General features: G+C 69.5%; 22 protein-coding genes and 2 pseudogenes. 17 read left to right on the forward strand and 7 right to left on the reverse strand.

What is annotated here, in order from left to right; translation table 11 throughout:
• Window positions 1–86: 86 nt before the first annotated feature.
• Together AC067U_RS03080 and AC067U_RS03085 are read right to left on the reverse strand one after the other, a co-directional pair.
• The gene (locus tag AC067U_RS03080; protein ID WP_478827841.1) at window positions 87–1,628 is read right to left on the reverse strand and encodes an AMP-binding protein; all 1,542 of its coding nucleotides are present in this window, start codon (window positions 1,626–1,628) and stop codon (window positions 87–89) included.
• A gap of 130 nt (window positions 1,629–1,758) precedes the next feature.
• Window positions 1,759–2,916, reverse strand: a complete 1,158-nt coding sequence (locus AC067U_RS03085) for a winged helix DNA-binding domain-containing protein (protein WP_478827842.1) — start codon at window positions 2,914–2,916, stop codon at window positions 1,759–1,761.
• 222 nt (window positions 2,917–3,138) lie between these two features.
• Between AC067U_RS03085 and AC067U_RS03090 the strand changes: the two genes are divergently transcribed.
• The 7 genes from AC067U_RS03090 (at window position 3,139) to AC067U_RS03120 (ending at window position 9,172) form a co-directional block, all read left to right on the forward strand.
• Window positions 3,139–4,275 (forward strand): magnesium and cobalt transport protein CorA, encoded by a 1,137-nt coding sequence (locus AC067U_RS03090; protein WP_478827843.1) that lies wholly within the window; start codon window positions 3,139–3,141, stop codon window positions 4,273–4,275.
• Between the two features lie 318 nt (window positions 4,276–4,593).
• Window positions 4,594–5,124: an SMI1/KNR4 family protein gene (locus AC067U_RS03095; protein WP_478827844.1), complete on the forward strand. Its 531-nt coding sequence runs from the start codon at window positions 4,594–4,596 to the stop codon at window positions 5,122–5,124.
• 182 nt (window positions 5,125–5,306) lie between these two features.
• Window positions 5,307–5,891 (forward strand): hypothetical protein, encoded by a 585-nt coding sequence (locus tag AC067U_RS03100; protein WP_478827845.1) that lies wholly within the window; start codon window positions 5,307–5,309, stop codon window positions 5,889–5,891.
• A gap of 161 nt (window positions 5,892–6,052) precedes the next feature.
• Window positions 6,053–6,946 carry a hypothetical protein gene (locus tag AC067U_RS03105; RefSeq protein WP_478828273.1) on the forward strand — a complete coding sequence of 298 codons (894 nt, stop codon included), beginning with the start codon at window positions 6,053–6,055 and terminating at the stop codon, window positions 6,944–6,946.
• Window positions 6,947–7,017: 71 nt separating this feature from the next.
• Window positions 7,018–7,641: an ATP-binding protein gene (locus tag AC067U_RS03110; RefSeq protein WP_478828274.1), complete on the forward strand. Its 624-nt coding sequence runs from the start codon at window positions 7,018–7,020 to the stop codon at window positions 7,639–7,641.
• A gap of 29 nt (window positions 7,642–7,670) precedes the next feature.
• The gene (locus tag AC067U_RS03115) at window positions 7,671–8,549 is read left to right on the forward strand and encodes a DUF2637 domain-containing protein (protein ID WP_478827846.1); all 879 of its coding nucleotides are present in this window, start codon (window positions 7,671–7,673) and stop codon (window positions 8,547–8,549) included.
• 434 nt (window positions 8,550–8,983) lie between these two features.
• On the forward strand, window positions 8,984–9,172 hold the full coding sequence (locus AC067U_RS03120; RefSeq protein ID WP_478828300.1) for a hypothetical protein: 189 nt from the start codon (window positions 8,984–8,986) through the stop codon (window positions 9,170–9,172).
• Between the two features lie 156 nt (window positions 9,173–9,328).
• Here the strand turns inward: AC067U_RS03120 and AC067U_RS03125 are convergent.
• The 5 genes and pseudogenes from AC067U_RS03125 to AC067U_RS03145 form a co-directional block, all read right to left on the reverse strand.
• Window positions 9,329–9,718: pseudogene (locus AC067U_RS03125) on the reverse strand (NUDIX hydrolase); the annotation flags it as partial.
• Between the two features lie 54 nt (window positions 9,719–9,772).
• Window positions 9,773–10,327: a flavoprotein gene (locus AC067U_RS03130; RefSeq protein ID WP_478827847.1), complete on the reverse strand. Its 555-nt coding sequence runs from the start codon at window positions 10,325–10,327 to the stop codon at window positions 9,773–9,775.
• A pseudogene (locus AC067U_RS03135) lies at window positions 10,324–10,571 on the reverse strand (helix-turn-helix domain-containing protein); the annotation flags it as partial. The gene AC067U_RS03130 and the pseudogene AC067U_RS03135, both read right to left, overlap by 4 nt.
• 107 nt (window positions 10,572–10,678) lie before the next feature.
• Entirely contained in the window at window positions 10,679–11,521 is an 843-nt protein-coding gene (locus AC067U_RS03140; protein WP_478827848.1) for an NAD(P)-dependent oxidoreductase, read from the reverse strand.
• On the reverse strand, window positions 11,518–12,921 hold the full coding sequence (locus tag AC067U_RS03145) for a hypothetical protein (protein ID WP_478827849.1): 1,404 nt from the start codon (window positions 12,919–12,921) through the stop codon (window positions 11,518–11,520). The genes AC067U_RS03140 and AC067U_RS03145 overlap by 4 nt, the downstream gene beginning before the upstream one ends.
• A 229-nt stretch (window positions 12,922–13,150) precedes the next feature.
• Between AC067U_RS03145 and AC067U_RS03150 the strand changes: the two genes are divergently transcribed.
• The 10 genes from AC067U_RS03150 (at window position 13,151) to AC067U_RS03195 (ending at window position 21,701) form a co-directional block, all read left to right on the forward strand.
• On the forward strand, window positions 13,151–13,747 hold the full coding sequence (locus AC067U_RS03150; RefSeq protein WP_478827850.1) for an ATP-binding protein: 597 nt from the start codon (window positions 13,151–13,153) through the stop codon (window positions 13,745–13,747).
• 149 nt (window positions 13,748–13,896) lie between these two features.
• Entirely contained in the window at window positions 13,897–14,331 is a 435-nt protein-coding gene (locus tag AC067U_RS03155; protein WP_030845654.1) for an NUDIX hydrolase, read from the forward strand.
• Window positions 14,332–14,370: 39 nt separating this feature from the next.
• Window positions 14,371–16,257: a radical SAM protein gene (locus AC067U_RS03160; protein ID WP_478827851.1), complete on the forward strand. Its 1,887-nt coding sequence runs from the start codon at window positions 14,371–14,373 to the stop codon at window positions 16,255–16,257.
• Entirely contained in the window at window positions 16,254–16,886 is a 633-nt protein-coding gene (locus AC067U_RS03165; protein WP_478827852.1) for a hypothetical protein, read from the forward strand. The genes AC067U_RS03160 and AC067U_RS03165 overlap by 4 nt, the downstream gene beginning before the upstream one ends.
• Window positions 16,883–17,617 carry a hypothetical protein gene (locus AC067U_RS03170; protein WP_478827853.1) on the forward strand — a complete coding sequence of 245 codons (735 nt, stop codon included), beginning with the start codon at window positions 16,883–16,885 and terminating at the stop codon, window positions 17,615–17,617. Before AC067U_RS03165 ends, AC067U_RS03170 begins: the two co-directional genes overlap by 4 nt.
• A 4-nt stretch (window positions 17,618–17,621) precedes the next feature.
• Window positions 17,622–18,338: a nucleoside/nucleotide kinase family protein gene (locus AC067U_RS03175; RefSeq protein WP_478827854.1), complete on the forward strand. Its 717-nt coding sequence runs from the start codon at window positions 17,622–17,624 to the stop codon at window positions 18,336–18,338.
• Window positions 18,265–19,131 carry a protein kinase domain-containing protein gene (locus AC067U_RS03180; RefSeq protein WP_478827855.1) on the forward strand — a complete coding sequence of 289 codons (867 nt, stop codon included), beginning with the start codon at window positions 18,265–18,267 and terminating at the stop codon, window positions 19,129–19,131. The genes AC067U_RS03175 and AC067U_RS03180 overlap by 74 nt, the downstream gene beginning before the upstream one ends.
• A 111-nt stretch (window positions 19,132–19,242) precedes the next feature.
• Entirely contained in the window at window positions 19,243–19,386 is a 144-nt protein-coding gene (locus AC067U_RS03185) for a hypothetical protein (RefSeq protein ID WP_167347301.1), read from the forward strand.
• 111 nt (window positions 19,387–19,497) lie between these two features.
• Window positions 19,498–20,409, forward strand: a complete 912-nt coding sequence (locus tag AC067U_RS03190; protein WP_478827856.1) for an aKG-HExxH-type peptide beta-hydroxylase — start codon at window positions 19,498–19,500, stop codon at window positions 20,407–20,409.
• The gene (locus tag AC067U_RS03195; protein WP_478827857.1) at window positions 20,406–21,701 is read left to right on the forward strand and encodes a serine hydrolase domain-containing protein; all 1,296 of its coding nucleotides are present in this window, start codon (window positions 20,406–20,408) and stop codon (window positions 21,699–21,701) included. The genes AC067U_RS03190 and AC067U_RS03195 overlap by 4 nt, the downstream gene beginning before the upstream one ends.
• Window positions 21,702–22,084: the final 383 nt, after the last annotated feature.

Raw genomic sequence — 22,084 nt, forward strand, 5'->3', positions numbered from 1 at the left:
GGGATGAACGGGATCGGCGGGATGGGGGATCGGCGGGAACCGAGGGAACGGCGGGAACGGCGGGAACCGAGGGAACGACCCTCCGGTCAGTTCACCTGCCGTTCCTGTCCGGACCAGTACGGTTCGCGCAGCTTGAACTTCTGGATCTTGCCGGTCGCGGTGCGCGGGATGGACGGGCGGAACTCGACGGTGGTCGGCGCCTTGTAACCGGCCATGCGCTCCTTGCAGTGGGCGATGATCTCGCCCTCGTCGGCCTTCGCGCCCTCGGCGAGCACCACCAGCGCCTTGATCGTCTCGCCCCACTTCTCGTGCGGGACGCCGATGACGGCGACCTCGGCGACCGCCGGATGGCTGAAGATCGTGTCCTCCACCTCGATCGAGGACACGTTCTCCCCACCAGTGATGATCACGTCCTTCTTCCGGTCGGAGATCGTCAGGTGGCCGTCGTCCCCGTCGATCGAACCGCCGTCGCCGGTGTGGAACCAGCCGTCCTCCAGGGCCGCCCCGGTCTCCTCCGGCTTGTCCCAGTACCCCTCGAGCACCACGTTCGAGCGGGCCAGGACCTCGCCCGCGTCCGAGACCCGCAGCTTGACCCCGAGCGCCGGGAGCCCGGCCCGGGAGAGTTTGTGCGCCCGCTCCCCCGCGGGCAGCTCGGCGTCGGCGGGCCGGGTCCGGTTGAAGGTCAGCAGCGGGGAGGTCTCGGTCAGGCCGTAGATCTGGGTGAACTCCCAGCCCAGTTCCTCCCCCACCCGCTGGATCATCCGGCTCGGCGGCGGAGCCCCCGCGCACACGATCCGCACCCGGTCGCGGCCCGGGATCTCCCCCTGCCAGTGCTCGGCCGCGGCCAGCACGGCGTTCCACACCGCGGGCGCGCCGCACATCAGCGTGACCCCGTGCTCGTCCACCCGGCGCAGGATCTCGGCGCCGTCGACCTTGCGCAGCACCACTTGCTTCACACCGAGGCCGGCCATCACGTAGGGCATGCCCCAGCCGTTGCAGTGGAACATCGGCAGGGTGTGCAGGTAGACGTCGCGTTCCCACACCCGGGTGTGCAGGCCGAAGGTCAGCCCGTTGACCCAGATGTTGCGGTGGGTCAGCTGCACGCCCTTCGGGCGGGCCGTGGTCCCCGAGGTGTAGTTGATCGTCGCGGTGGCGTCCTCGTCCGGGCGGGACCAGGGGCGCGGCTCCACCCCGAAGCGCATCAGCCCGGTCTCGGTCTCCTCGCCGAGCACGAACCGGTGGCGGGCGCCGATCCCGGAGAGCGCCGGCTCCAGCTCCGGGTCCACGAGGAGGACCGAGGCGCCGGACTGCCTGACCACGTACTCGACTTCCTGGGGGCTGAGGCGGAAGTTGACGGGCACGCAGATCCGGCCGCTCATCGGCACCGCGAAGAGCAGTTCCAGCAGCCGCGCCGAGTTGTGGCTGACCACGGCCACCCGTTCGCCCTCGCCGACCCCGAGTGCGTCCAGGCCCGCCTGCCAGGCCCGGACCCGCTCGCCCAGCCGGCCGTACGTGGACGGCGGTACCGGCGGCGCCGGCTGGTCGGGTTCGTCGATCACCCCCGGACCCGTCGCGAAGCCGAGCTCGGCCCGGTCGAGGAAGTCGGCAACAGTCATGGGTACCCGCATACGTGTCTCTCCTGAGTCCGGAGCGATGAGAGCGACGGAACAGCCGAAACCATCGTGCCGAACGGGACGCACGCGTCACCAGTGCCGCGTCAGCCGGGTGTTGACGGATCCAGGCCTCGGGCCCACGAGGTCAGCCGGCGACCCCGCCGAACCGGACGGCGGTCCGCCCGGCGGTGGTCATGTCCGCGAGCAGGGCCTCCCCTTCCGCGACGATCGCCTCCCGCTGCTCCTTCCCCACCTGTTCGAACAGCTCGACGGTGAGTTCGGCCCGGCCTTCCCCCGCCGCCGGCTCCTCGTCGAGCCGCCACAGCCCGGCCAGGAACCCGTCGACGAGCAGGGTGCAGTAGGCCTGGTTGCCCTTCCAGCTACGGCCCTTGAGCCCGGCGGGGACGACGCGGGTGCGGTCGGCGTGGGAGAGGAGCAGGTTGTCGAACTCGGGGAGGAAACGCGGCGGGGCCGGGGTGTCCGCGTCGGGCCGCGGCGCGTCGGGCAGGTCGAACAACTCGGTGCCCGCCTCGTCACGGAAGGAGACCAGCTGCGGCCGCAGCCGTTCGAAGGCTTCCTTCAGCCGGGTGAGGCCCGCCCAGGTCTGCATGTCCTTGACGGAGGCGGGCCCGAAGGCGTTGAGGTACCGCAGGACGACATCACCGACGGGTGCCTCCTCGTGACCCTCCCCATGGCCCGCCCCATGGCCCGCACCGTGACCCGCCTCCGCCAGCCACTGCTCCAGGGACGCCAGCCGGACCTGGCCGCTCCGCCCCCACAGCCCCCGCGGGGTGACCTGCACCAGCGGCAGCCGGCACCGGGCGGCGACGGACAGGGCCGGCGGATCGGCGTCGGGCCAGTGCGCGGCCAGCTCGGTACGGATCTCGGCCATGGTGCGCGGCCGCTCCTCGACCAGCTCCCGGGCGAGCGCGGTGAGCCGGTCGAGGTCGACGCCGACGAGCCCCTTCCGGAAGTGGTTGACCTCGCGGTCGCGGGCCGGCTGGACCAGGGCGCGCAGGGCCGACGCGTCCTCGGCGGTGTGCGTATGGATGGTGGAGCGCATGGTGACCATGCGCACCACCTGCCGGGACTCCATCAGCGCGGAGAGCCGCGCGGGCCGGAATCCGTCGAGCCGGGCGTACAGCTGGTAGTACGGCGGCTTCACGTTCTGCGCCTGGAGCCCGACGAGGTGTGCCACCGCGTCGCGGGCGGACATCCCCGAGCGCCGGAGGAGCAGCTGCCGGGCGAGGGTGGCGCGGTTCAGCGCACGGGGACCGAGTACCGGATTCGTCCTGGAGGCCATGCCCGCAACGCTATCGACCATTGCGGTCAAGAGCTGTCCGCAATCCCAGAAACCACCCACACCCGATACACCCCACAAACACCCATACACCCCTTTTACCCCTCCTTGTATCCTGCCCGGGTACCGACTGCCCGCGGCACCGGGCAGGCACAGGACCACGAGGGAGCCGGACCGTACCGGATCGAACCGGATCGAACCGGGTGGGAAAGGAGCCGACCTGCGATGTCGGAGCGCCGAGAGAACCGCCCCGCGACGCCGAACGGAAAGCGGACCGCGTGGCGCCGCCCCGCCCCACCGGCGGAAGCGCCGCCCCGGCCCGCCCCTCCCCCGGCCGACCACGAGAGCGTGATCGACTCCGCCCTCTACCGCGAAGGCCGACGCATCGCGTCCCCCGCCACCCTCGCCGAAACCTTCCGCCTGCTCCGCGAAACCCCCGGCGGCATGGCCTGGATCGGCCTGCACCGCCCCACCGAACCCGAACTCCACTCACTCGCCGCCGAGTTCGACCTCCACCCCCTGGCCATCGAGGACGCCCTGGAGGCCCACCAGCGCCCCAAGCTGGAACGTTACGGCGCCACCCTGTTCGTCGTCCTGCGCGCCGCCCGCTACCTGGACGCCCCGGAGGAGGTCGAATTCGGCGAACTCCACGTCTTCCTCGGCCCCGACTTCCTCATCACGGTCCGCCACGGCGCCGCCCCGGACCTCTCCGCGGTCCGCCGCCGCATGGAGGACTCCCCGGACCTCCTCTCCCTGGGCCCGGAAGCCGCCCTGTACGCCATCCTCGACGCGGTGGTCGACGGCTACGCCCCGGTCGTCGCGGGCGTCCAGAACGACATCGACGAGATCGAGACCGAGGTCTTCCGCGGAGACCCCGAGGTGTCCCGCCGCATCTACGAACTCTCCCGCGAAATGGTCGAGTTCCAGCGGGCCACCCGCCCCCTGGTGAGCATGCTCCACAGCCTGATGGCCGGCTTCGCCAAATACGGCACGGACGAGGAACTCCAGCGCTACCTCCGCGACGTGGCCGACCACGTCACGCACATCAGCGAACGCGTGGACGGCTTCCGCCAGGCCCTCACCGAAATCCTCACGGTCAACGCCACCCTGGTCTCCCAGCAACAGAACGCCGAAATGCGCGCCCTGGCCGAAGCCGGCTTCGAACAGAACGAGGAGATCAAGAAGATCTCCTCGTGGGCGGCCATTCTCTTTGCACCCACGTTGGTGGGAACCATCTACGGCATGAACTTCGAGACCATGCCGGAACTGAAGTGGGCAGCCGGCTACCCCTTCGCGATCCTGCTGATGGCAGTGGTCTGCACGAGCCTGTACGTCATCTTCAAGAAGCGCGACTGGCTGTAGACCGCACACCAACACCGTTGATCAACTTAGCTCTTGCGAATGCCCGAAAGTCGCCCTCAGGATCCCCTGGGGAGAATCCGCAGCCCGCCCACGCCGGGCGCTCCCCCCGCACCTTGGGGCGGGCCCTCCCGCACCGCCGACCACCTTCTACTGCACGCGGTTGCGGAGGGTAACGACAACGGGTGGCACAGCAGATGCCATGCCACCCGTTGTCGCGACCAGGTCTGTCCCGTCTCCCCCGACGACTACAAACCGGCAGTCGTCCGACAACCCTGCCCGTAGGGCGTCGATGTCCGCCCCCCTGTCTAGCCTGTCTCCGTGAAGCCCACCGATGACCGCCAGTTCCCCGCCGCGCTCGCCACTGCGATGGCCGTTCCATTCGACTACGCCGACGGGCAGACCGGGGTCGACTTCGAGCCCTTCCCCGCCTTCCTGTCCGCTGCCGAGACCACCGACTGGTTCCAGGCATGGACCGGGAACAGCGAACTGGACGGCAGCGACTTCCGCGTGTTCGGACAGGACGGCTCGGGTGGGTACGCGGCGTTCTGGCTGATCCGCCCAAGCCGGCCCCTGGCCGAGCAGCCCATCGTCTTCCTCGGGTCCGAGGGAGAGACCGGTGTCGTCGCGCGCGATCTGGGCGACTTCCTGTGGCTACTGGCGGGCGGTTTCGGCCCCTGGGAAGCCGCCACCTCGTACGAGCCCGACTGGACCCCGCGTCCCCACCAGGGACTGACGGCCATCGCTGAACAATTCGCACCGCACCAGCGTCGGTCAGCAGCTGCCGTGATCGAACTGGCCGCCCAGGAGTTCCCCGACTTCGACGACGTCATCATGGAGCTCTGCCGCTGAACCCAGCGCCCGCACCACCGCCACACGCATGGCAGGGACCGCACGACGAGACGTCACTTGGAGGAGGATTTCATCGCCGACTCGCCGACTCTGCGCCGCCGTGTCGTCTACGGAAACACGGCCACTCACTCGAACGAACCGACCCGACCCGACGCGGCCAAGCTCCGCTGTAGCCTCTGGCCATGAAGCATGGGGAAGGGGAGGACTCGCTGCTTCTGGACGCCAGCACGATGCTTGGCGCCGGACGGGACGCGGAGGAGGTCTTCACCGAACTGGCCGTGCGCACCGGCGATTGGGGTGCCTGCGCGTTGGCTGTGTGTCTGGCTCTGGGCGTACCCCAGACGGATGCCGAAGCCCGAATCCGCGAGGTACACCCCCTGCTCGAGGAATTCGCGGCGGGAGAAGAAGACTTCGCCGCCTCGCTCCTCGTCTGCGGCCAGGTATTCGTTGTCGACCGGGTGCTGGACGATCGCGGTGAGCGGATCCGCGAACTGTTGTGGGTCGCCGCTGGCGCCCGCTGGGGCTATCCCGGCAGCCTGCTCGCCTGGTTGCGTGGCGGGGAGCTCACGAAGCTCTTCCTGTTCTTCGCAAAGACCCAGTTCCGGGGCAGGCGGGGCTCGCCCACCAACTTCTGGGCAGCCATGGTCGCAGCAGGGGAACTACTGGCGGGCGAGGACGGCCCGGACCAGGCAGACGTGACCGTGGGACTGGAACGGTGCCGCGCGCAGGCGGCCGCCCTCCGCACAGGCTCTCAGATGCCACGGTGAGACCGGACAAGGCCTTCAGGTACGTACTCCGGCATGCCGAGCAGGGCATCGATGGCCGTGCGACCCCTGCCTCCGGCCTCGGGCATGAAGTGGGCGTAGTGGTCGAGGGTGATGGTCGGGCTGGAGTGGCCGAGCCACCGGGCGAGGGTGACCACGGACTCATCGCCCGTATCCGCACCATCAAGCCCGAGGCCTTCGCCTCCGAGTCCCTGGCGGCCGTGTCCCTGACAGCCGAGCGGACTTTCTTCGGCCTGCTCACCCAAGCCGACGACAAGGGCCGCATCCGCGACCAGGCCGCCGTCATCGCCGGACAGCTGTGGTCGCTGCGCCGCGAGCACGGTCCGGTGGAGGTCGAGGACGACCTGACGCAGCTCGACGCTGCCGACCTGATCTGCCGATACGAGGGCGAGGACGGAAGGCAGTACCTGCACATCGTCGCCTTCGGCCGCCACCAGAAGATCAACCGCCCCAGCGCCAGCAGGATCTCGGACTGCCCGTACCACGACCTCGGCCTTCCCCGTGAGACCTCACTGCCTATGCGCGGAGCAGTCGCTGAAGCTTCCGTGAAAGGTCCGGGAGAAGACACGGAGCCCACCATGAGTCGAGAATCTGCAGGTCAGAGGCGATTCAGTGAGTCGTCACCGCGTGCTCAGGGAGGGCTCGTAGAGGCTGCGGTGAGCCCTCAGCGTCCGGATCTAGGACCTAGGAACAGGGAACTAGGAACTACCCCGTTGGGGGGCGCGAGCGCCCCCGCGCCCCAGACCGTCTCGGCGAAGGACCTCGTCACCGAGTACGCCGCGGCCTGCGAACACCGTCCGCCGACGAGCGTGCTCGGGCAACTCGGACGGGAAGCCGCGAAGCTCCTCGCCGAGGGCATCGACCCCGCCCACGTACGAGCCGGTCTGGACCGCCACCGGACCAAGGGCCTTCACCCGAAGACCCTGGCCAGTGTCGTGCACGAGGTCATGAACGCGGGGGCGCCCACGACCGCCGTCACCCACCGTCCCTGGACCAATCCCACCGACGTCGCCGCTGCCTATGGGGGTGCGCTCTGACCACCACCACCCTGCCCCAGCCCTCCGGCCAGGCCGTCCGGGCCGTGGCGGGCATCCTGGCCCGCCGGGGCATGGCCCCCGTCATCGGCTCGGAGGAACCGGAGCCCACGCCCGAGCCTGTCAGCGCACTGGAACTGGCCGACGCCAGGATCCCCCCGCGATACCGGCACGCCCGCGCCAATCACCCCCAAGTCATCGCCTGGGTAAACGAGATCGCGTGTGCCGGGCGCCCCGGTCCGAGCGGTACGCGGGGCATAGCAGAGGGCCCGTCGCTCCTCATCGCTGGTCCCACGGGCACCGGCAAGACCCACCAGGCCTACGGGGCCGTCCGCGCCCTGCTCGCTGCCGGCGTCCGCCTGCGCTGGGAGGCAGTCACAGCCGCCGACCTATACGCCCGCCTGAGGCCACGCCCAGGGCTCGACGCGGAACGTGAACTGCACACCTTGGCCCGCTGCCCGCTGTTGCTCCTGGACGACCTCGGCGCCGCCAAGGGCAGCGAGTGGACGGAGGAGCTGACCTACCGGCTGATCAACCACCGGTACGAGTACCTGCGCCCCACCCTGCTCACGACCAACCTTCCCATCCCCCAGCTCCGCACCGCCCTCGGCGACCGCGTCGCTTCCCGCCTCTCCGAGATGACCCACCGGGTCGTCCTCGACGGCGCCGACCGCCGCCGCACCTCCCCCACCGTTTGAGCGCGCCCACCCTTTGGAGCACCACCCGCTTGACCACTACCTCCCACCGCACGCAGACGGCCGAGCGGTACGCCCTGGCCTTCGCAGGCTGCGTCATCGTCGCGCTCACTGCAGCAGGATTCTGGCTCTCCTACGCCCATCTCGCCGAAGTCGCGGGGCAGCACGGCCTCAGCGCCTCCCCAGCCCGCCAGTGGGCGTGGCCCGCCACGCTCGATGCCTTCATCGTCGCCGGCGAAGTGCTCATGCTCCGCGCCAGCCTCCGCCGGGAAACCGACGCGTGGGCGATCGCCCTCACCGCTGCCGGATCACTGGGCTCCATCGCCCTCAACGTCGCCGGCGTCAGCAGCACCAACGGCGTCCCGGCCCCGGCCCTCGACTACGTCGTCGCAGCCGTGCCTCCAGCAGCCGCGCTCTTCGCCTTCGGCGTCCTCATGCGGCAGATCCACCGCCACGTCGCCGACGACGAGTCCCGCCACAGTCGCCGCCCGGCAGGGGAATCCTCAGCGCATCCCGCGGACCCAGACCGTCCCCGCGCGCACCCCGCCACAGCGCAGCTCCCAGACCCAGAAGGGTCCGTGGACCCTCACAGCCCTCCACGCGAGGGTGGCCACCCCGCTCCGGCTGACGCCCTGCAGGACGCATCAGGCGATGTGGCGGAAGAGACCGATCAAGTGGCGGAAGCCCACGTCCCGCCGAAGGGGCGCACCGGTCGCAAGCCCGCCGCCACCGACGATGAACTCCGCGCCATCGCCCGCACCGCCCCGCTCGGACGCGATGGACGCGCATCAAGCCGCCACATCGAGACGGCTGTCCGCACCCGCGGCCTCTCCATTGGCAGGGCCCGCCGGGACAAGATCACCCGGCAGGTCCAGGCCGAACTCGACGGCGGCAGAGCGAACGCCGCGTAAGCCCCCCGTCCGAAGTCACGCTGCTCACCCGCGCGTCCGTCGCGCGGCGAGCTGGCGTTCGTACGCCCCATCCCCACAGCACCGAAGCCGTTCCAGCCAGACCAACAGGAGGCACGCTCTTGCACGACGACCCCACAACCACGAGACCCAACAACCACCAGCACGCGGCCCCTACTCAAGCCTGAGACGGAGCAAGTTATCCTTTTGGACACTCCACCATCGGCGGAGTGTCCAAAGGGCTCACCGCCCCGGGGGGACGGAGCATCGTCCGGCGCCGGGGGACGCCTGACGAGGAGGCTGCGACTGCGGGACGGACGCAGCCGGGGAATGAGCAACAGCCTGCGCACGAAGCCACGTACACCTCCGCTGCCCCTCCAGCGCCCCGCACACGACGCCGTCACCACAAGCACCCCCAGCGCTCCAAAGTGTGCAGCGTGCCTGCGGGCAGCGAACAGCTCGCTGACGGTCTCGCGGCGCCCGGCGATGGCTGCGGCGCTGTTGCCCGGGTCGTGGGCTGCGCTGAGGGCCGCTCGGGCGAAGAAGCCAGCGACGGTGCAACCGACGGCCTTGGCTGCGGTCATGACGAGCGCGTGCTCGTCCTCGACGCCGTCCTGGAGCGCTGACGCGGACCGACCGCGCGCATTGGGACAACACGCCAGACGGTGGATCTTGAGGACCGCGGTGGGGCAGGTCCTAACTGTCTTCGAGGAGCCGGTCGGTGGCTTCCTGGACTCGGGCTGTCGCCCGGCGGACCGAGTCGAGTACGGCGTTGATTTGGGATGTTCCTGCACCGGCTCGAACAGGCGGTACGGGATGTACTCAGAGATGTCGGCGTGGGCCACCCACGCGAGTTGGGCCAGCTCGTCGGTGTCCACGACATGCGCGTGGCCGCCGGCTACCTCACAGGCGGTGTACGACATCGAGCGGCCGGTGTCAGGGTGGACCCGCTCCCCGAGCAGCTTCAGCGCCTTCACGGTGAGGCCGGTTTCCTCCAGGGTCTCGCGTACGGCGGCCTCCTCCCGGGCTTCGCCCGGCTCGACCGCACCGGCGGGGAACTGCCAGGAGAGCCGCCCTTCGCTGACCCGGCGCCGCACGATCAGCACGCGGCCTTCGTGCACCACGACGGCCGCTGCGATGGCCGGTCGACCCTCAGCGTTCTGCTGCTCCACGTTGCTCCTCCAGGTCGGGTGGGCCGACCGCCCCGAGGGGCGATGCCGGCACGGTCACTGCGGCTCGGCCCCGGCACGGAGGAGTGGCGCGAGCAGATCGACCGCTTCCTTCCAGGGGAAGCAGTCCGCCCCGCCGCCGGACTTCGGACGGTGGGGCTCGTAGCTGCCGATCAGCACGCCCATCTCCCGGAGCTCGTCGATGCTGCGCTGGTAGGCACGGTGGGCGGCGAGCGCGGTGTTCACGTAGGGCAGCAGGACCGTGGGGACGCCCATGCCGGGGGCTTCGCAGAGGATGCCGAGGGCCAGGTTGTCGGCGAAGCCCGCTGCCCACTTGTTGACCGTGTTGAACGTGGCCGGCGCGACCGCGATGGCATCGGCCCGCGGGTACGTCCGCGCCTCGCCGGGCGAGCGCCAGGCAGACCGCACCGGGTACCCGGTCTGCTCCTCGATCGCCCGGACGTCGAGGAACTCCAGACCCTGCGGGGTGGCGATGACCCCGACCTCCCAGCCCCGTTCCTGCGCCGCGGTGATGAGTCTGCCGACGTCGCCGGCGATACCGGCGGCGCACACGATGACGTACAGGAAGGGCTTGGGCTGCGGCTCGGTCACGCGGGTACTCCCAGTCGGCGGCTGAAATGGTGGAGCTCCGGCCGCGTACGACGTCGGTCCCGCGCGGCCATGTCGGCGACCAGCTCGCGGACGGCGTACGTCCTGCGCGGCGCAGGGCGCGGCGATCCGCCGGGCCTGGTAGCCGTCGGCGAGGTGGCCCCCGCTGTGCGTACGGGCGGGCGGGTTCCACCCACAGGGCGGCTCGGCTTTCGGGTACCGGGATGTGGCGCAGTGCGACCGGGCGACCGGAGCCGCACAGGACCACCCCGTTCAACCACATCTTCCGCTTCCTCTTTCCCTCTGGGCAGCAGATGGTCCGCGAGCAGGCCACTGTCTTGAGGCGGCCACCGCTCAGCGAGCAGGCTGTTCCCGCAAATGGGACAAGACCTCTGCGACCGACAAGTCGTAGTGGTCCTTGTCTCCCGCCCAGCGGGCCATGACCGCGACCGCCGCATCGGCCATATCCGCAGGCAACCCAGCGGCGCGGAGCGTTTCGGCGATGTCCTCCATCTCCGGGGCCCAGCGCCAGGCGCGTGCGGCCACGCTGGGCAGGTATCCAGGGTCGGAGAGGATGTTGGACGCCATCGTCTGCGCCTCGGCCGTGAGCTCGTCGCCGACGCCATGAGCGTCGGCCAGCGCGTGGGCCACGCCGGCGAGGGTTCGGGCGGCTTTCTGGTAGCTGGCGAACGCCATCTTCAGCGCGGAGGCGGAGCCGACGCTGCCGCTCGCGCGGCGGACGTGCAATGCGGTGTCCTTGAACACGGGCTGCACCGTGTCCACGGCCTGGGCTTCGCCAGCGAGGTAGAGGCGAGCAGCCCGCTGGCCGCCGGGCGGCGGGCCGAAGATCGCACCGTCCAGGACCATGGCGCCCGGCCTGATCTCCTCCGCGATTCGCTGCATTCGCTGGGGGTTGATCGCGTTGGCGTCCACGTACACCCCTGCGAAGGCGTGGCCGGCGACCGTGGTCGCCACGTCTTCGGCGGCTTGCGGAGGACAGATCGACAGGACGATCTCACTCCGTTCTAGCGCCTCGTCGAGCGAGTCACACGCCGTGGCGCCGACTTCCTTCGCGCGTCGGTGGGTCGTGTCACTGCGGCCTTCCGGCACCCACAGCACCTCGTGGCCTGCCTTGACGGCCTGGGCGGCGACGGCCGCACCCATGGCGCCGGGATGCAAGAGGGTCAAGGTCGTCACTGGTTGCCTCCTGGCGGGAGCTGAGCGGGCATGCGTTCCTGATGAGCAATGATCACCTCACGAAGGCCGATCGCGGCAGGTGATCCGGCCCCGGGGTGCAGCGCGAGCTGACGGCTGAAGTGGCCGATCCGGCGGTCGACGCTCTCGGTGCGGCGCCGGGCGCTGACCCCGAGGACGGCGTGGATCTGGGTCGCCGCCCCGTCGATGTCTCCTCGGCCCAGCCGAGCCATGGCCAGGTCCATGCGGGCCAGGGACATCTCGCCGAGTCTCTGCTGCTCCGGCAGCGCAGACTGGAACATCTGCACAGCTTCGTCGGCGCGAGCCTCGGCATCGCTGAGGTGTTGGGTGCCTGCCAGCCAGAGGTGCGTGCTGCTGGAGTAGAACAGTTGCTTCTCGACGGGGAAGGCCATCATCCCGCCTGGCAGTTCGTCCCCCTCGGCGAGACGGTCTCGCAGGTGGTCGGCCGCTCTGAGGGCCGCCAGCGCATCGCTGCCCCTGTTGAGCTGGCCATAGGCGCGTGCCTTGATGCTCTCCAGCCGGATCTGCGCCGTGCCCGACTCCGGGGTGAACGCGCTTCCGGAGTCAGCAAGGCGTACGGCGTCTACGGGGCGGCCGTCCCAGTACGCGATCAGTGCCTGGAGTCCGCGCACCCAGGAGCGCAGTCCGTTGTGCCCCGCGAGTTCACCGAACAAGAAGGCGGTACGGGCTTGTGTCTCGGCCGCATCGTAGCGGCCCAGGTCGAAACTGGCGTTCGCCAGAACGCCGCACAGGACGCCAGCGCCCACATAGAGGTCGGAGGTGTACCGCGGTGGCTGACGTCCTTCGAGAAGTTCGAAGGCGCGGTCTCGGAGGGCACGGACCTCGCGGAACAGGGGCCCGACGGGCCGGTTGGGGTACGTCATGACGAGGCGGCGGATGTCAGCTTCCAGCTGCTCCAGCGTGTGCGGTCCCACGTTGCTGCTCTCTGCTCTGGCCGCGAACTGCGCCGACTCATTCGCCGCCGCCATGACCACGTCTTCAAGGCCGTACTCGGATGGATCCACTGCGTCGCGGTCGTCAGCCGCTGGGTGGTGTGGCGAGGGTCCCGGCTTGGACTCCACAGGCCCGAGGAGTCGGGTGGCCGGGATGCCCGGAAACATGAACTCCAGGACGCGGCGAGCGACGGTCTGCGGGGTCCGGACCTCGCCATGCGCGTATCGGAAGAACTGCCGCTTCTCGATCGTCGCGGTCGAGATCGAGGGCGGTCCCTCCAACTCCGCTAATTGCTTGGCCGCCTGCTCGTAGCGCCGCTTGAAGACCTGGTAGTCCTGCCAGCCCCGCTGGTTGATCAGGGTCTGGAAGAGGGTCGGTCCTGATGGCTCCACAGCCGCTCCCTCACGCCGGGGGTCCTTGTCCGACATCCACGCTAGACATCAACAGCCGCCGATCGAAGATCTGTTGTCCAGAAAATCCAGGGGGACGGCGAATAGACATCGGTTAGGCACGAAAGGGCCGCGTTCGGCGTCGTTCAGGGCCTCGTTCAGGCGGGAGCCACCGTGAACACTTCGTCTTCGCCCCGGCAAGACAGCGCCCTGCGAGGCCGAGTCTCCGCCGTGGTTACGCAAGTCAGGTAGTCCAGGAGGCCCACTCATGGCAGCGCACCACCAGCTCGCGTTCACCGTCGCCCGAACGGCAGCCGCCGCCCAGCAGGCACGACACCGCGTCGTGGCTGGCATTCACTCCTGGGGCATACGGCTCGACGGGGAGGCCCTAGACGGAATCGAGCTGGCGGCTGGTGAGCTGATCACCAACGCTGTGCGCCACACCGCGTCGGGTCCGGTCACCGTCAGCGTTTGTCAGGAGGGGCCGGTGCTTGTGATCGAGGTGCACGACGCGGCGAAGGTGCTGCCGCACCCGGAACCCTTGAGCGGGAGCGCCGAGTCTGGGCGCGGTCTGTATCTCGTATCCGTGCTCGCCGACCGCCACGGTGCCGATCTGACGGCGACGGGCAAGCGCTGCTGGGCGGAGTTCGATCTGCCCCGCAGCGTGGGCGATCGACCGGCGGATCAGGACAGCCGTCATGATCGGCGTCTGCCCCACGACCATGCCGCCGACGTGGCTGATCGGGCGGTGACGAGGGTTCGTACACCGGCAGCTGGAGCGCCATCGCACATCCGAGCGAGGGCCAGGCGCCGGACTGTAGCCCCGGCAGCAGGGCGGGCCTTTGCGGGCCAGTCCATCGACTGAATGACGCTGATTTGACCGCAAGTTGGGGGCCTAGACTCGTGGGCTTCCCCGGGACACCGACTTTCGCGGTCGACCACGAGACAAGCAGTCCCCGGCCCTCTACGGGGCCGGCCCACGAATCAGCTCCTGTACCAAGTGGAGGTTTTCGCATGCCCGAGAAGGTCACGAAGGAAAAGGTCCTCGTCTACGTCGTGCGCGACGGACGGCTGCTGGTGTTCCGCCACACCGACTACTCCTACGAGGAGGTCGGCATCCAGGTCCCCGCGGGCAGCATCCGCCCCGGTGAGACCCCAGAGGCCGCTGCTCTGCGCGAGGCCCGCGAGGAGACCGGCCTGTCGGACTTCAAGATCGTCCGCAAGCTCGGCGAGGCCGAGTACGACATCAGCCCGTACCGGTTCGAGATCCAGCACCGGCACGTCTTCCACCTGGAGCTGACCGAGCCGACCCCGGAGCGGTGGATGAGCCAGGAGGACCACGACGGCGAGCAGGAGCCGACTCACTTCGAGTGCTTCTGGATCCCACTGGAGGCCGCGCACATTCTCCAGTCCGGCCAGGGCGCCCTGCTGGGGCGTTTGTCCGACTAGCCAGTCATCCGGTCACGGCAGCATAGGAGGGGGCAGCCGATGAACCTCAGCACAGAACAGCGCCACACGATCGACGGGCTCTACCGGAGCCTGGACGCCGATGACACCGGCACCGCGGTGTCGGTCATCGTCAAGACGCGCGGCGAGACGTGCGACATCGACTGCCTCTACTGCTACGAGAAGCGCAAGGAGGCCCCTGGGGGTGCCAGGGTCAGCGCCGACCAGATCAGGCGCCTGGCCGACATCTTCAAGGGCCGCAAGCTCGCCGTCGAACTCCACGGCGGCGAGCCCCTGACGGCGGGGCGGGAGCACATCGGCGAGATCCTCGCGGAGCTGGCCAGCATGCCGCAGGTCGTCCGCGTCAGCCTGCAAACCAACGGCGTCCTCCTCGACGCCGACTGGCTGGACATGTTCGACGCCCTCTGGCCGGACCTCCGGATCGGTATCTCCCTCGACGGTGACGCCCAGGGCAACGCCTGGCGTGTCGGCTACGACGGCAAGCCCGTGTATCCGCGCGTCGCCGCCTCCTTGAACCTGCTCGCGGAGCGGGGCCGGAGCGTCGGTGTGATCGCCGCGGTCACCCCGGCGGTGCTGGACCGCGCCGAAGAGGTGCTGGACCACCTCGCCGGCTTCGGTTCGGTCAACGCGATCAGTTTCGTCCCCTGCTTCGACTCCACGATCCGCCGCTCCACGGCCCTGCCGAGCAGGCGCAAGTCGGCCAGCCGGGTGCTTCAGCAGGCTGCTGTGAACGCAGCCGATGGCCCGGCCTGGGCGATCCATCCCGACGAGTACGCCCAGTTCGCCCTTGCCGCCGCCTCTCACTGGATCACGGCCGGACACTTCGCCCGCATCAAGCTCGAACCAGCCGTCTCCACGATCCGGCGATTACGGGGTCTGACGACAGGCTTCTGCCACTTCTCCGACCTCAAGTGCGATCACGTCTTCACCCTCTACCCCGATGGCCGCCTCGGGAGCTGCGACGAACTTCCCTGGCCCCAGGCCCGCCTCACCCAGCTGGAGTCCACGGCCGACGAGCACGAGGTGGTCCGCGCCCAGCAGGACTCCCTCCTCCTGGATCAGGGCAAGGCCCTGATGGACAAGTGCACGACCTGCGACTACCGCACCACCTGCGGCGGAGGGTGCATCGCCACCCGCTGGCGCCAGGACCCAGCCGATGATCACGACGCGTACTGCGACTACCGCATGCGGATGATCGACGGCGTCGCCGCGCTACTGGCCCAGCCGGCGCATCCCGTCGGTGCTTGGTGCCAGACCCTGCGGTGGCGCCCACGCACCCCGAACAGCATGCGCGACGTAAACGCCTTCCTGGCCCGCTGGGACAAGCCCGACCTCGCCTGCGGTGAAGTGCGGCTCCGAACCAGTGAGCACGGCAACATCAACACCGTGGGCCTCGCCGGCATCCACGAGGCCGACGACCTGACCCCTGCCCACCCGATGTGGCGGGCGGCCATCGAACCCGGCGTCTGGTCCTTGGTCGACACGGTCACCCGGGCCTGGGGGCTCGTCACGTACGACAGCTGCCAGGGCCACCAGTACACCGGCGCGGACCTGGTTCCCACCGGGTTGCGCATCGGGCTCCTCCCCCGCGACCGCCAGGAGTACGCCCGTACTGCCGCGGCCCTGTGTCGGGCCGCCACCTTCGCGAGCGCCCTCCTCCCCGAAGGCGTCGAGGTCAACGTCGGCCGCTCAGAGCTCACCTGCGAGAACACGGGCACCACCACCCCGGTCCTCGACCTGAGCCTGGACCCCGGGGCCGGTCAGGGGTGGGACGGATACTTCGCCCGCCTGAACGAGGCCGCCGCTGTGTTGGCCGCAGCCCTCGACGCCGAACGCCCCAAGGCCGAATCCGCGTGCGCCTGCCCGCTGCCGGTGTTGCCGCAAGCCCCCGAGGGAGTGCTGCGGTGAAGCCCGGCGACACGGTCACCATCCACCAGCTCCTGGGACGCATCTCCTACTTCCACACCCTGTTCATCGAACCTGTTCTCGTCTCCAGCGAGCAGCCCGGAGCGGGCGAGCCTTGCTGCAACCACAAGGTCACTGCGGGATTCGGGCAGCCAGAGGTCGGTGCCGTGCTGGCCAGCACCGCTTGGGCGGTCCTCGACGAAATCGCAACCACCGTCGGCGAGCATCTCCTCCTCTGCCCAGACTCCGATCACCGGTGCTGCGCGGTCTGCCGCGTCGCAGCCTCAGGCGCCGCCATCGCCCAGGCATGGACGATCACCGAGCACCGGGCGTACGGCCTGCCGCTGCCCGCGGACCCCCTCGTGCGGGCCTGCCGCACCACGGCCGCAACTCGTCTCGCGCTCGTCTTCACCAAGCAGCACGGGGCCTCGTGTGGCGGCCTGGTCCAGGCCGAGGCACTTGACGCTGGCCTATTGCCCGACAGCAGCGACTTGCCGTTGACCGGAGAGCTCCTCGCGCTGTGGCAGGACCCGCTGGCCGCCACCCGCAGCCCGGTCGTCAGCTGGCTCAACCACTGCACGGACCTGAACGACATCCACCGCGTGCTCCAGCAAGGGGGAACCACGAAGTGATCCACATTGCCGAGACCGTCGGCGTCGGAAGCATCGAGAACTTCCTCAGCGATGCCGAGCGGACCCACCTCGCCGACCTGATGAACGACGTCCTGACCAGCGGCGGCACTAGCCGCTTCGGTGACGAGCGCCGTACCTCCATCCACGAAATCCCCGGTCACAGCGCCGAAGAGGCCATGGCCGTCTACGAGCCGGCCGGACGCGTCGAAATCCCCTCGATCCCCGAAGCCGCCGAGAAGCTCCTGAGTGACGCCTTCGAACGCGCTCGTCCGGCGCTCTCCCGCGTCATGCCCTCGATCACCCTGTGCCGCCCGTGGACGTACGTCGAGTACGGCGTGGGCCAGCACATCACCAGCCACCTCGACGGCATCGCCCCCGACCCGCTCGCCTGGCCCCGCCAGATCGCCGGCATCAGCGTCGTGATCACCCAGGCCGACGCCGGAGGCGATTTCTACGTCGAGACCGCCTCCAGCAACCGGCTCTGGAACGGCAAGGCCCCCGATGCCGCCTCGAACGGCTACGCGGAGGGCATGTGGCTGGCCCACGACGGAGCCGACAACTCCGCGACCTGGTTCCAGCAGATGCCGCGCACCCGCTGGAGCGTCGCGCCAGCCCCCGGAGCAGCCCTGCTGTACGGCTCCCAGCTCGCGCACGGAACCCTCCCGGTCACCGCCGGCCGGGTCTCCAAGTTCATCAGCTGGCTCATCGCCAAACCCACCACGGCGGGGTGAGCGCGTGCTCCTGGCCTTGGAAGGCATAGCCGGCGCCGGAAAGAGCACCCTCCGCGACCGGCTCTTGGCCACCGCCCACGCCGAGGACATCCCCCTCAGCCACATCGGCCAGTTCTCCTGGCTCTCCCACCCGGCCACTCGCACGCTGATCCGGCTGCGCGCCGGGCTCGTCGGCGACGAACAGGAGGCCATCGAGGCCGCCACCACGGATCTGACCCTGCACTCCCGCTTCAACATCGCCGTCGCCCTCACCGAGGGCCCGGTCCTCGCCGACCGGCTCACCCTCTCCACCGCCTGCCTGCTCGCCCTGCTCCACCAGCAGCCCGTCGACGCGTACGTCGAGCGCCTCGCCGAGCAAACCCAGGCCCGTCCGCAGCTGACCGTTCTGCTGACCACCGAGCCCCACATCTGCCACGAGCGCATCACTCAACGTGCGACAGAGCGTCGCTTCACCGAACAGCCCGAGGCCGCCGCACGGCTGGCCGACCTCTACAACGAGGCCGCCGATACCTGGACGAAGGCCACCGGTCTGCCCGTGCTGAAGCACCCCTGCACGACCCACACCGACCTCGAAGCCCTGGTGAACGCCTGCATGGAGGACCTCCGCTCGGCCGACGGTCCCACGCCCCGAACAAGGAAGCGAGCCGATGAACCTGCACCCGATGCATCCCGCAGCCTGGGTCCTCGATCAGCTCCGCACGGACGGCTGGCACATCAGTAATCTCCTCGCGTTCACGCGGGCCAGCACCTTGGTCAGAGCGAGCCGCCCCGGCCAGGAGGACGTCGTGCTGAAGGCGGGCTTCGGCAGCAACCATGTCCTGGCCGAGCTCGACCCCAGTGAGAAGCCCGCCGCGTACGGCTTCTACTGGTACGCGCAGATGACCGAAACCGAACGCGCCCTCACCCGTGAAGACTTTCGCCACGAGGCGGAGCTGACCGCCACCGCTGGAGGAACCGATCACATCGTCCCTCTGCTGGAACAGGGCAGCTCGGAGCGGTTCGACTGGTACACCATGCCTCACTGCGACGCCGGAAACTTCCGGGCCTTCATGACCTCGTCGAAGGACACCGGCAAGGGCCTCAGCATCCTCGCCGACGTCGCCGACGGCTTGGACAACCTGCACCAGCGCGGAATCGTCCACCGCGACGTCTACCAGGAGAACATCCTCATCGACCAGGACCGGGGCCTGATCACTGACCTCGGAGCCGCCCGCCGCCTGTCCACCCCACGCGGGCCTGAACACCGCGGCCCCGAGGTCCACTGGCCGCCGGAGTACCTCACCGGCTACCACGAGGCCACCCCGGCAGCCGACGTGTTCAGCCTCGCCGTCCTCGTCTACCGCTACCTGTGTGCGGACATCCCCCGCCTGGTCGGCCACACGAAGCTGCCCGTCATCCCGGAGCCTCTGCGCGGCGTCGTGACCGCCGCGCTGTCCGACGTCGTGGGCGATCGGCCCGCCATGAACGACCTGCGCATCGCGCTCCGCACCGCTGCCGACCTGTACCAGCGCTGACAACGCGAGGGAGCCCTCATGCCCAGGGCGAGATCTCCGCCCCTTAACCAGCACCACAGCACAGCAAGCGGAACGAGCCGAAGCCAACGAGACCGAAAGGCGGAACACCTCATGAACCAGGACCGCATCGCCGACTTCCTCGCCAACGTCGAGGACCTGCGCGGCGAGGACGAGACCGTCCGTACCACCGCCCACACCTCCAGCGTCTCGGCCGAGGGCTGGCCGGCGGCCGAGGCGGAGACCACCACCGCCTGAACACCCGTAGCCGCTCGGTGCTCTGAGCGCCGCCGGTGAACACCCCCGGGGCCGGGCCGTCAGTACCTGCGGCCCGGCCCCGGGCCCACCACCGAACAGGAGAGCCGCCTCATGCACACCCTCGCCGACCTCTTCGACCTCCCGCTGATCGACCGCCTGCACCACGAGCGCACGCAGCGAATCCACGCGGTCATCCGCCCCGACGTCCAGGCGCCTCAGTCCAGTACCAGTACGGTGGCCGACTACTGCCTGGCCCACCACGCCCTCGAAGGAGCCGAAGCCGCCGCCCGCGCCGGCGATGCATCGACCTTCGACTGGTACGTCGCCCACCCCGACGTGGGTGCCACCACGGGCTCCGTCCCCACCGTGGTCGGCGCCCGCGTGGTCGTCGCGCCCACACTCGCCGACCTGCCCCGATCCCCGATCTCCGAGACCCCTTACTACGTCCTGGGCCCTGGTACTGAACCCGCCCAGCCCCACCTGTGCGACCTCGCTGCCGACGCGTACGCCAGCGCCGCACGAGCGGGCTTCGGTGACCTGCTCGCCGCGCACGCCGTCGTCCTATGCCTGCTGCGGACGAAGAACCTCGGCGAGACCCTCGACAGCTGGACCATCAGCCGCCTGCCCGGCACCGTCTTCATGGACCACGTCGACAACCCGATCGTCCTGGCCCGCGACCTCGTCCACGAGGCCGGGCACAACTGGCTGAACGACGCCCTCGCGGCAACGGGATGCAAGATCAGCGACGCCGCGCACTTCCACTCCCCGTGGAAACAAACGATGCGGCCGGCGTTCGGCTTCATCCACGCCTGCTGGGCGTTCCCGCTCACCATGCTGTTCACCGCCCACGCGCTGAACAGCACCACGGGAGACCTGCACCGGTTCCTGACCGCCTACCTCGGCCAGCAGCGAAGCCTTCTCGCTGGCACCGCGCCCGATCACGCCCGCGCTCTGGAGCTGATCAGCAACGACGGTCTCCGCCACCGCCTCGCTGTCGCCCACCAACAGGCCCTCGACCTGTGAACGCGGCCCGCGAAGAGGAGCCCGGCCTGTCTCTGCTGTTCCACCGGTCAGGCGAAGAGCCCACTCTTCTACACACCGGTCTGGCCAGCCTCGAACACAGACTGCCTATCGGACCGGACACCACCTTCAACGTCGGCTCGGTCGCGAAGCAGATCACCGCCCACCTGATCCTGCTCGCCGCGCATGACGATCTCCTGCGCCTGGACCAGCAGGCCGCGGACCTGCTGCCCCGACTCAAGATCAGCGATGTCACGGTCGCAGACCTGGTCACCCACCGATCGGGCATACGCGACGCCGAGTCCCTGCTCTCCCTCGCCGGCTTCCGGGACCTCGACCACTACACGGCCGACGACCTGCGAACCCTCGCCTACCGCCAGCACCAGCGCGCAGTCCCCGACAGCCGCTTCCTCTACAGCAACACCAACTACCTCCTCTTGGCCGAGATCCTCGAAACGGTCCACAGCACCACGCTGCCCGACCTCGCCCAGCACCGCGTTTTCGGCCCGCTCGGGATGCACTCCACACGCTTCAAGAGCGATCCCCGCCAGGTCATCCCCGGAGCCACATCCGCCTACCAGGCCACCCAACACGGGTGGCAGCACACGGAAACGCCGGTCGCCCTGCCCGGACCCGGCACCCTATGGACCACCGTCGGCGACCTCAAGCGATGGCTCACGTACCTCCACCAGCACTGGCATCACCCCCACCAACTCCCCTGGCAGGAGGCTGTCGCCTACGAGCCCAGCGACCACGAGCCCTACCTCTACGGCCCCGGCCTCTACGCCGATCCTCGCCCCGGCCGCGCCGCCGTCTTCCACTACGGCCACGAGCAGGGCTTCTCCTCCGCAGCCCACCTGGATGCGTCAGGGCTGCACGTGGTCTGCCTGTCCAACAACGCTGGCCTCTCGGCCGACCACGTCACCGCTGCCCTACTCCGTGCCCTCCACCGGCAGCCGACGCTGGCCCCGACGGAGGCCCTCGCCCGCGCAGCAGTCCTCACCCGAACCCCGAACGGTGCCGTACGAAACCAGCCCACGCCCGACGACCGCGGCCAGCAGACAGATCTCGGCACCTTCACCTGCGACCAGGCTCCTGGGAGCCTGCGCCTCACCCGCAGCGCCGACGCTCTGCACGTGTGGCGCCGAGGAACGTGCGAACGGCTGATCCCCACGGACTCAGGCAGCTACGCCGGCAACGGGTACACCCTCACCGTGCCCACCAGTACGGACCAGGTGGACCGCTTCACCCTCGACCTCGAACGCGCGCCCGGACTCACGTACATCCGGCAGTAGCCATCGCCCCGGGGCACCAATCTGACTTCCGCTCCCACAACAGGTCGAGACGCAAACCGAACTGGAGACTCCCGATGCTCAACCACCTGGTGATTCCCGGGATCGCGGCGTATGCCCACGAAGGCCTGCCCACGGCTGCCCAAACCGATGACTCGAACGCGTGGGTCGACGGTGTCTGCTGGCTGTACTGCGGCCAAACCTGGACACGCGTCTTATGGATAGGGCCAGCGAGCGTCGCGGGAATGCAGGCACCGATGTTCGCGTGTAGTCCATGCATCGCCGAACTCCACGAGCGCGTATGGCAGTCTATCCGCCTCCGAGACGCACCTCACCGGAGCAGCACCCATACGCGAAGTGAGGTGGACGCGCATCCCCGCACCCGC

The sequence above is a fragment of the Streptomyces sp. NPDC043853 genome (assembly GCF_056436025.1).

Excerpts from the sequence above, each read along its gene's own strand:
- AC067U_RS03110 (WP_478828274.1), top strand. The coding sequence starts at position 7,018 with ATGGCCCCCGTCATCGGCTCGGAGGAACCGGAGCCCACGCCCGAGCCT.
- AC067U_RS03100 (WP_478827845.1), top strand. The coding sequence starts at position 5,307 with ATGAAGCATGGGGAAGGGGAGGACTCGCTGCTTCTGGACGCCAGCACG.
- AC067U_RS03145 (WP_478827849.1), bottom strand. The coding sequence starts at position 12,921 with ATGTCGGACAAGGACCCCCGGCGTGAGGGAGCGGCTGTGGAGCCATCA.
- AC067U_RS03080 (WP_478827841.1), bottom strand. The coding sequence starts at position 1,628 with ATGCGGGTACCCATGACTGTTGCCGACTTCCTCGACCGGGCCGAGCTC.
- AC067U_RS03155 (WP_030845654.1), top strand. The coding sequence starts at position 13,897 with ATGCCCGAGAAGGTCACGAAGGAAAAGGTCCTCGTCTACGTCGTGCGC.
- AC067U_RS03180 (WP_478827855.1), top strand. The coding sequence starts at position 18,265 with ATGAACCTGCACCCGATGCATCCCGCAGCCTGGGTCCTCGATCAGCTC.
- AC067U_RS03190 (WP_478827856.1), top strand. The coding sequence starts at position 19,498 with ATGCACACCCTCGCCGACCTCTTCGACCTCCCGCTGATCGACCGCCTG.
- AC067U_RS03150 (WP_478827850.1), top strand. The coding sequence starts at position 13,151 with ATGGCAGCGCACCACCAGCTCGCGTTCACCGTCGCCCGAACGGCAGCC.
- AC067U_RS03085 (WP_478827842.1), bottom strand. The coding sequence starts at position 2,916 with ATGGCCTCCAGGACGAATCCGGTACTCGGTCCCCGTGCGCTGAACCGC.
- AC067U_RS03185 (WP_167347301.1), top strand. The coding sequence starts at position 19,243 with ATGAACCAGGACCGCATCGCCGACTTCCTCGCCAACGTCGAGGACCTG.
- AC067U_RS03090 (WP_478827843.1), top strand. The coding sequence starts at position 3,139 with ATGTCGGAGCGCCGAGAGAACCGCCCCGCGACGCCGAACGGAAAGCGG.
- AC067U_RS03160 (WP_478827851.1), top strand. The coding sequence starts at position 14,371 with ATGAACCTCAGCACAGAACAGCGCCACACGATCGACGGGCTCTACCGG.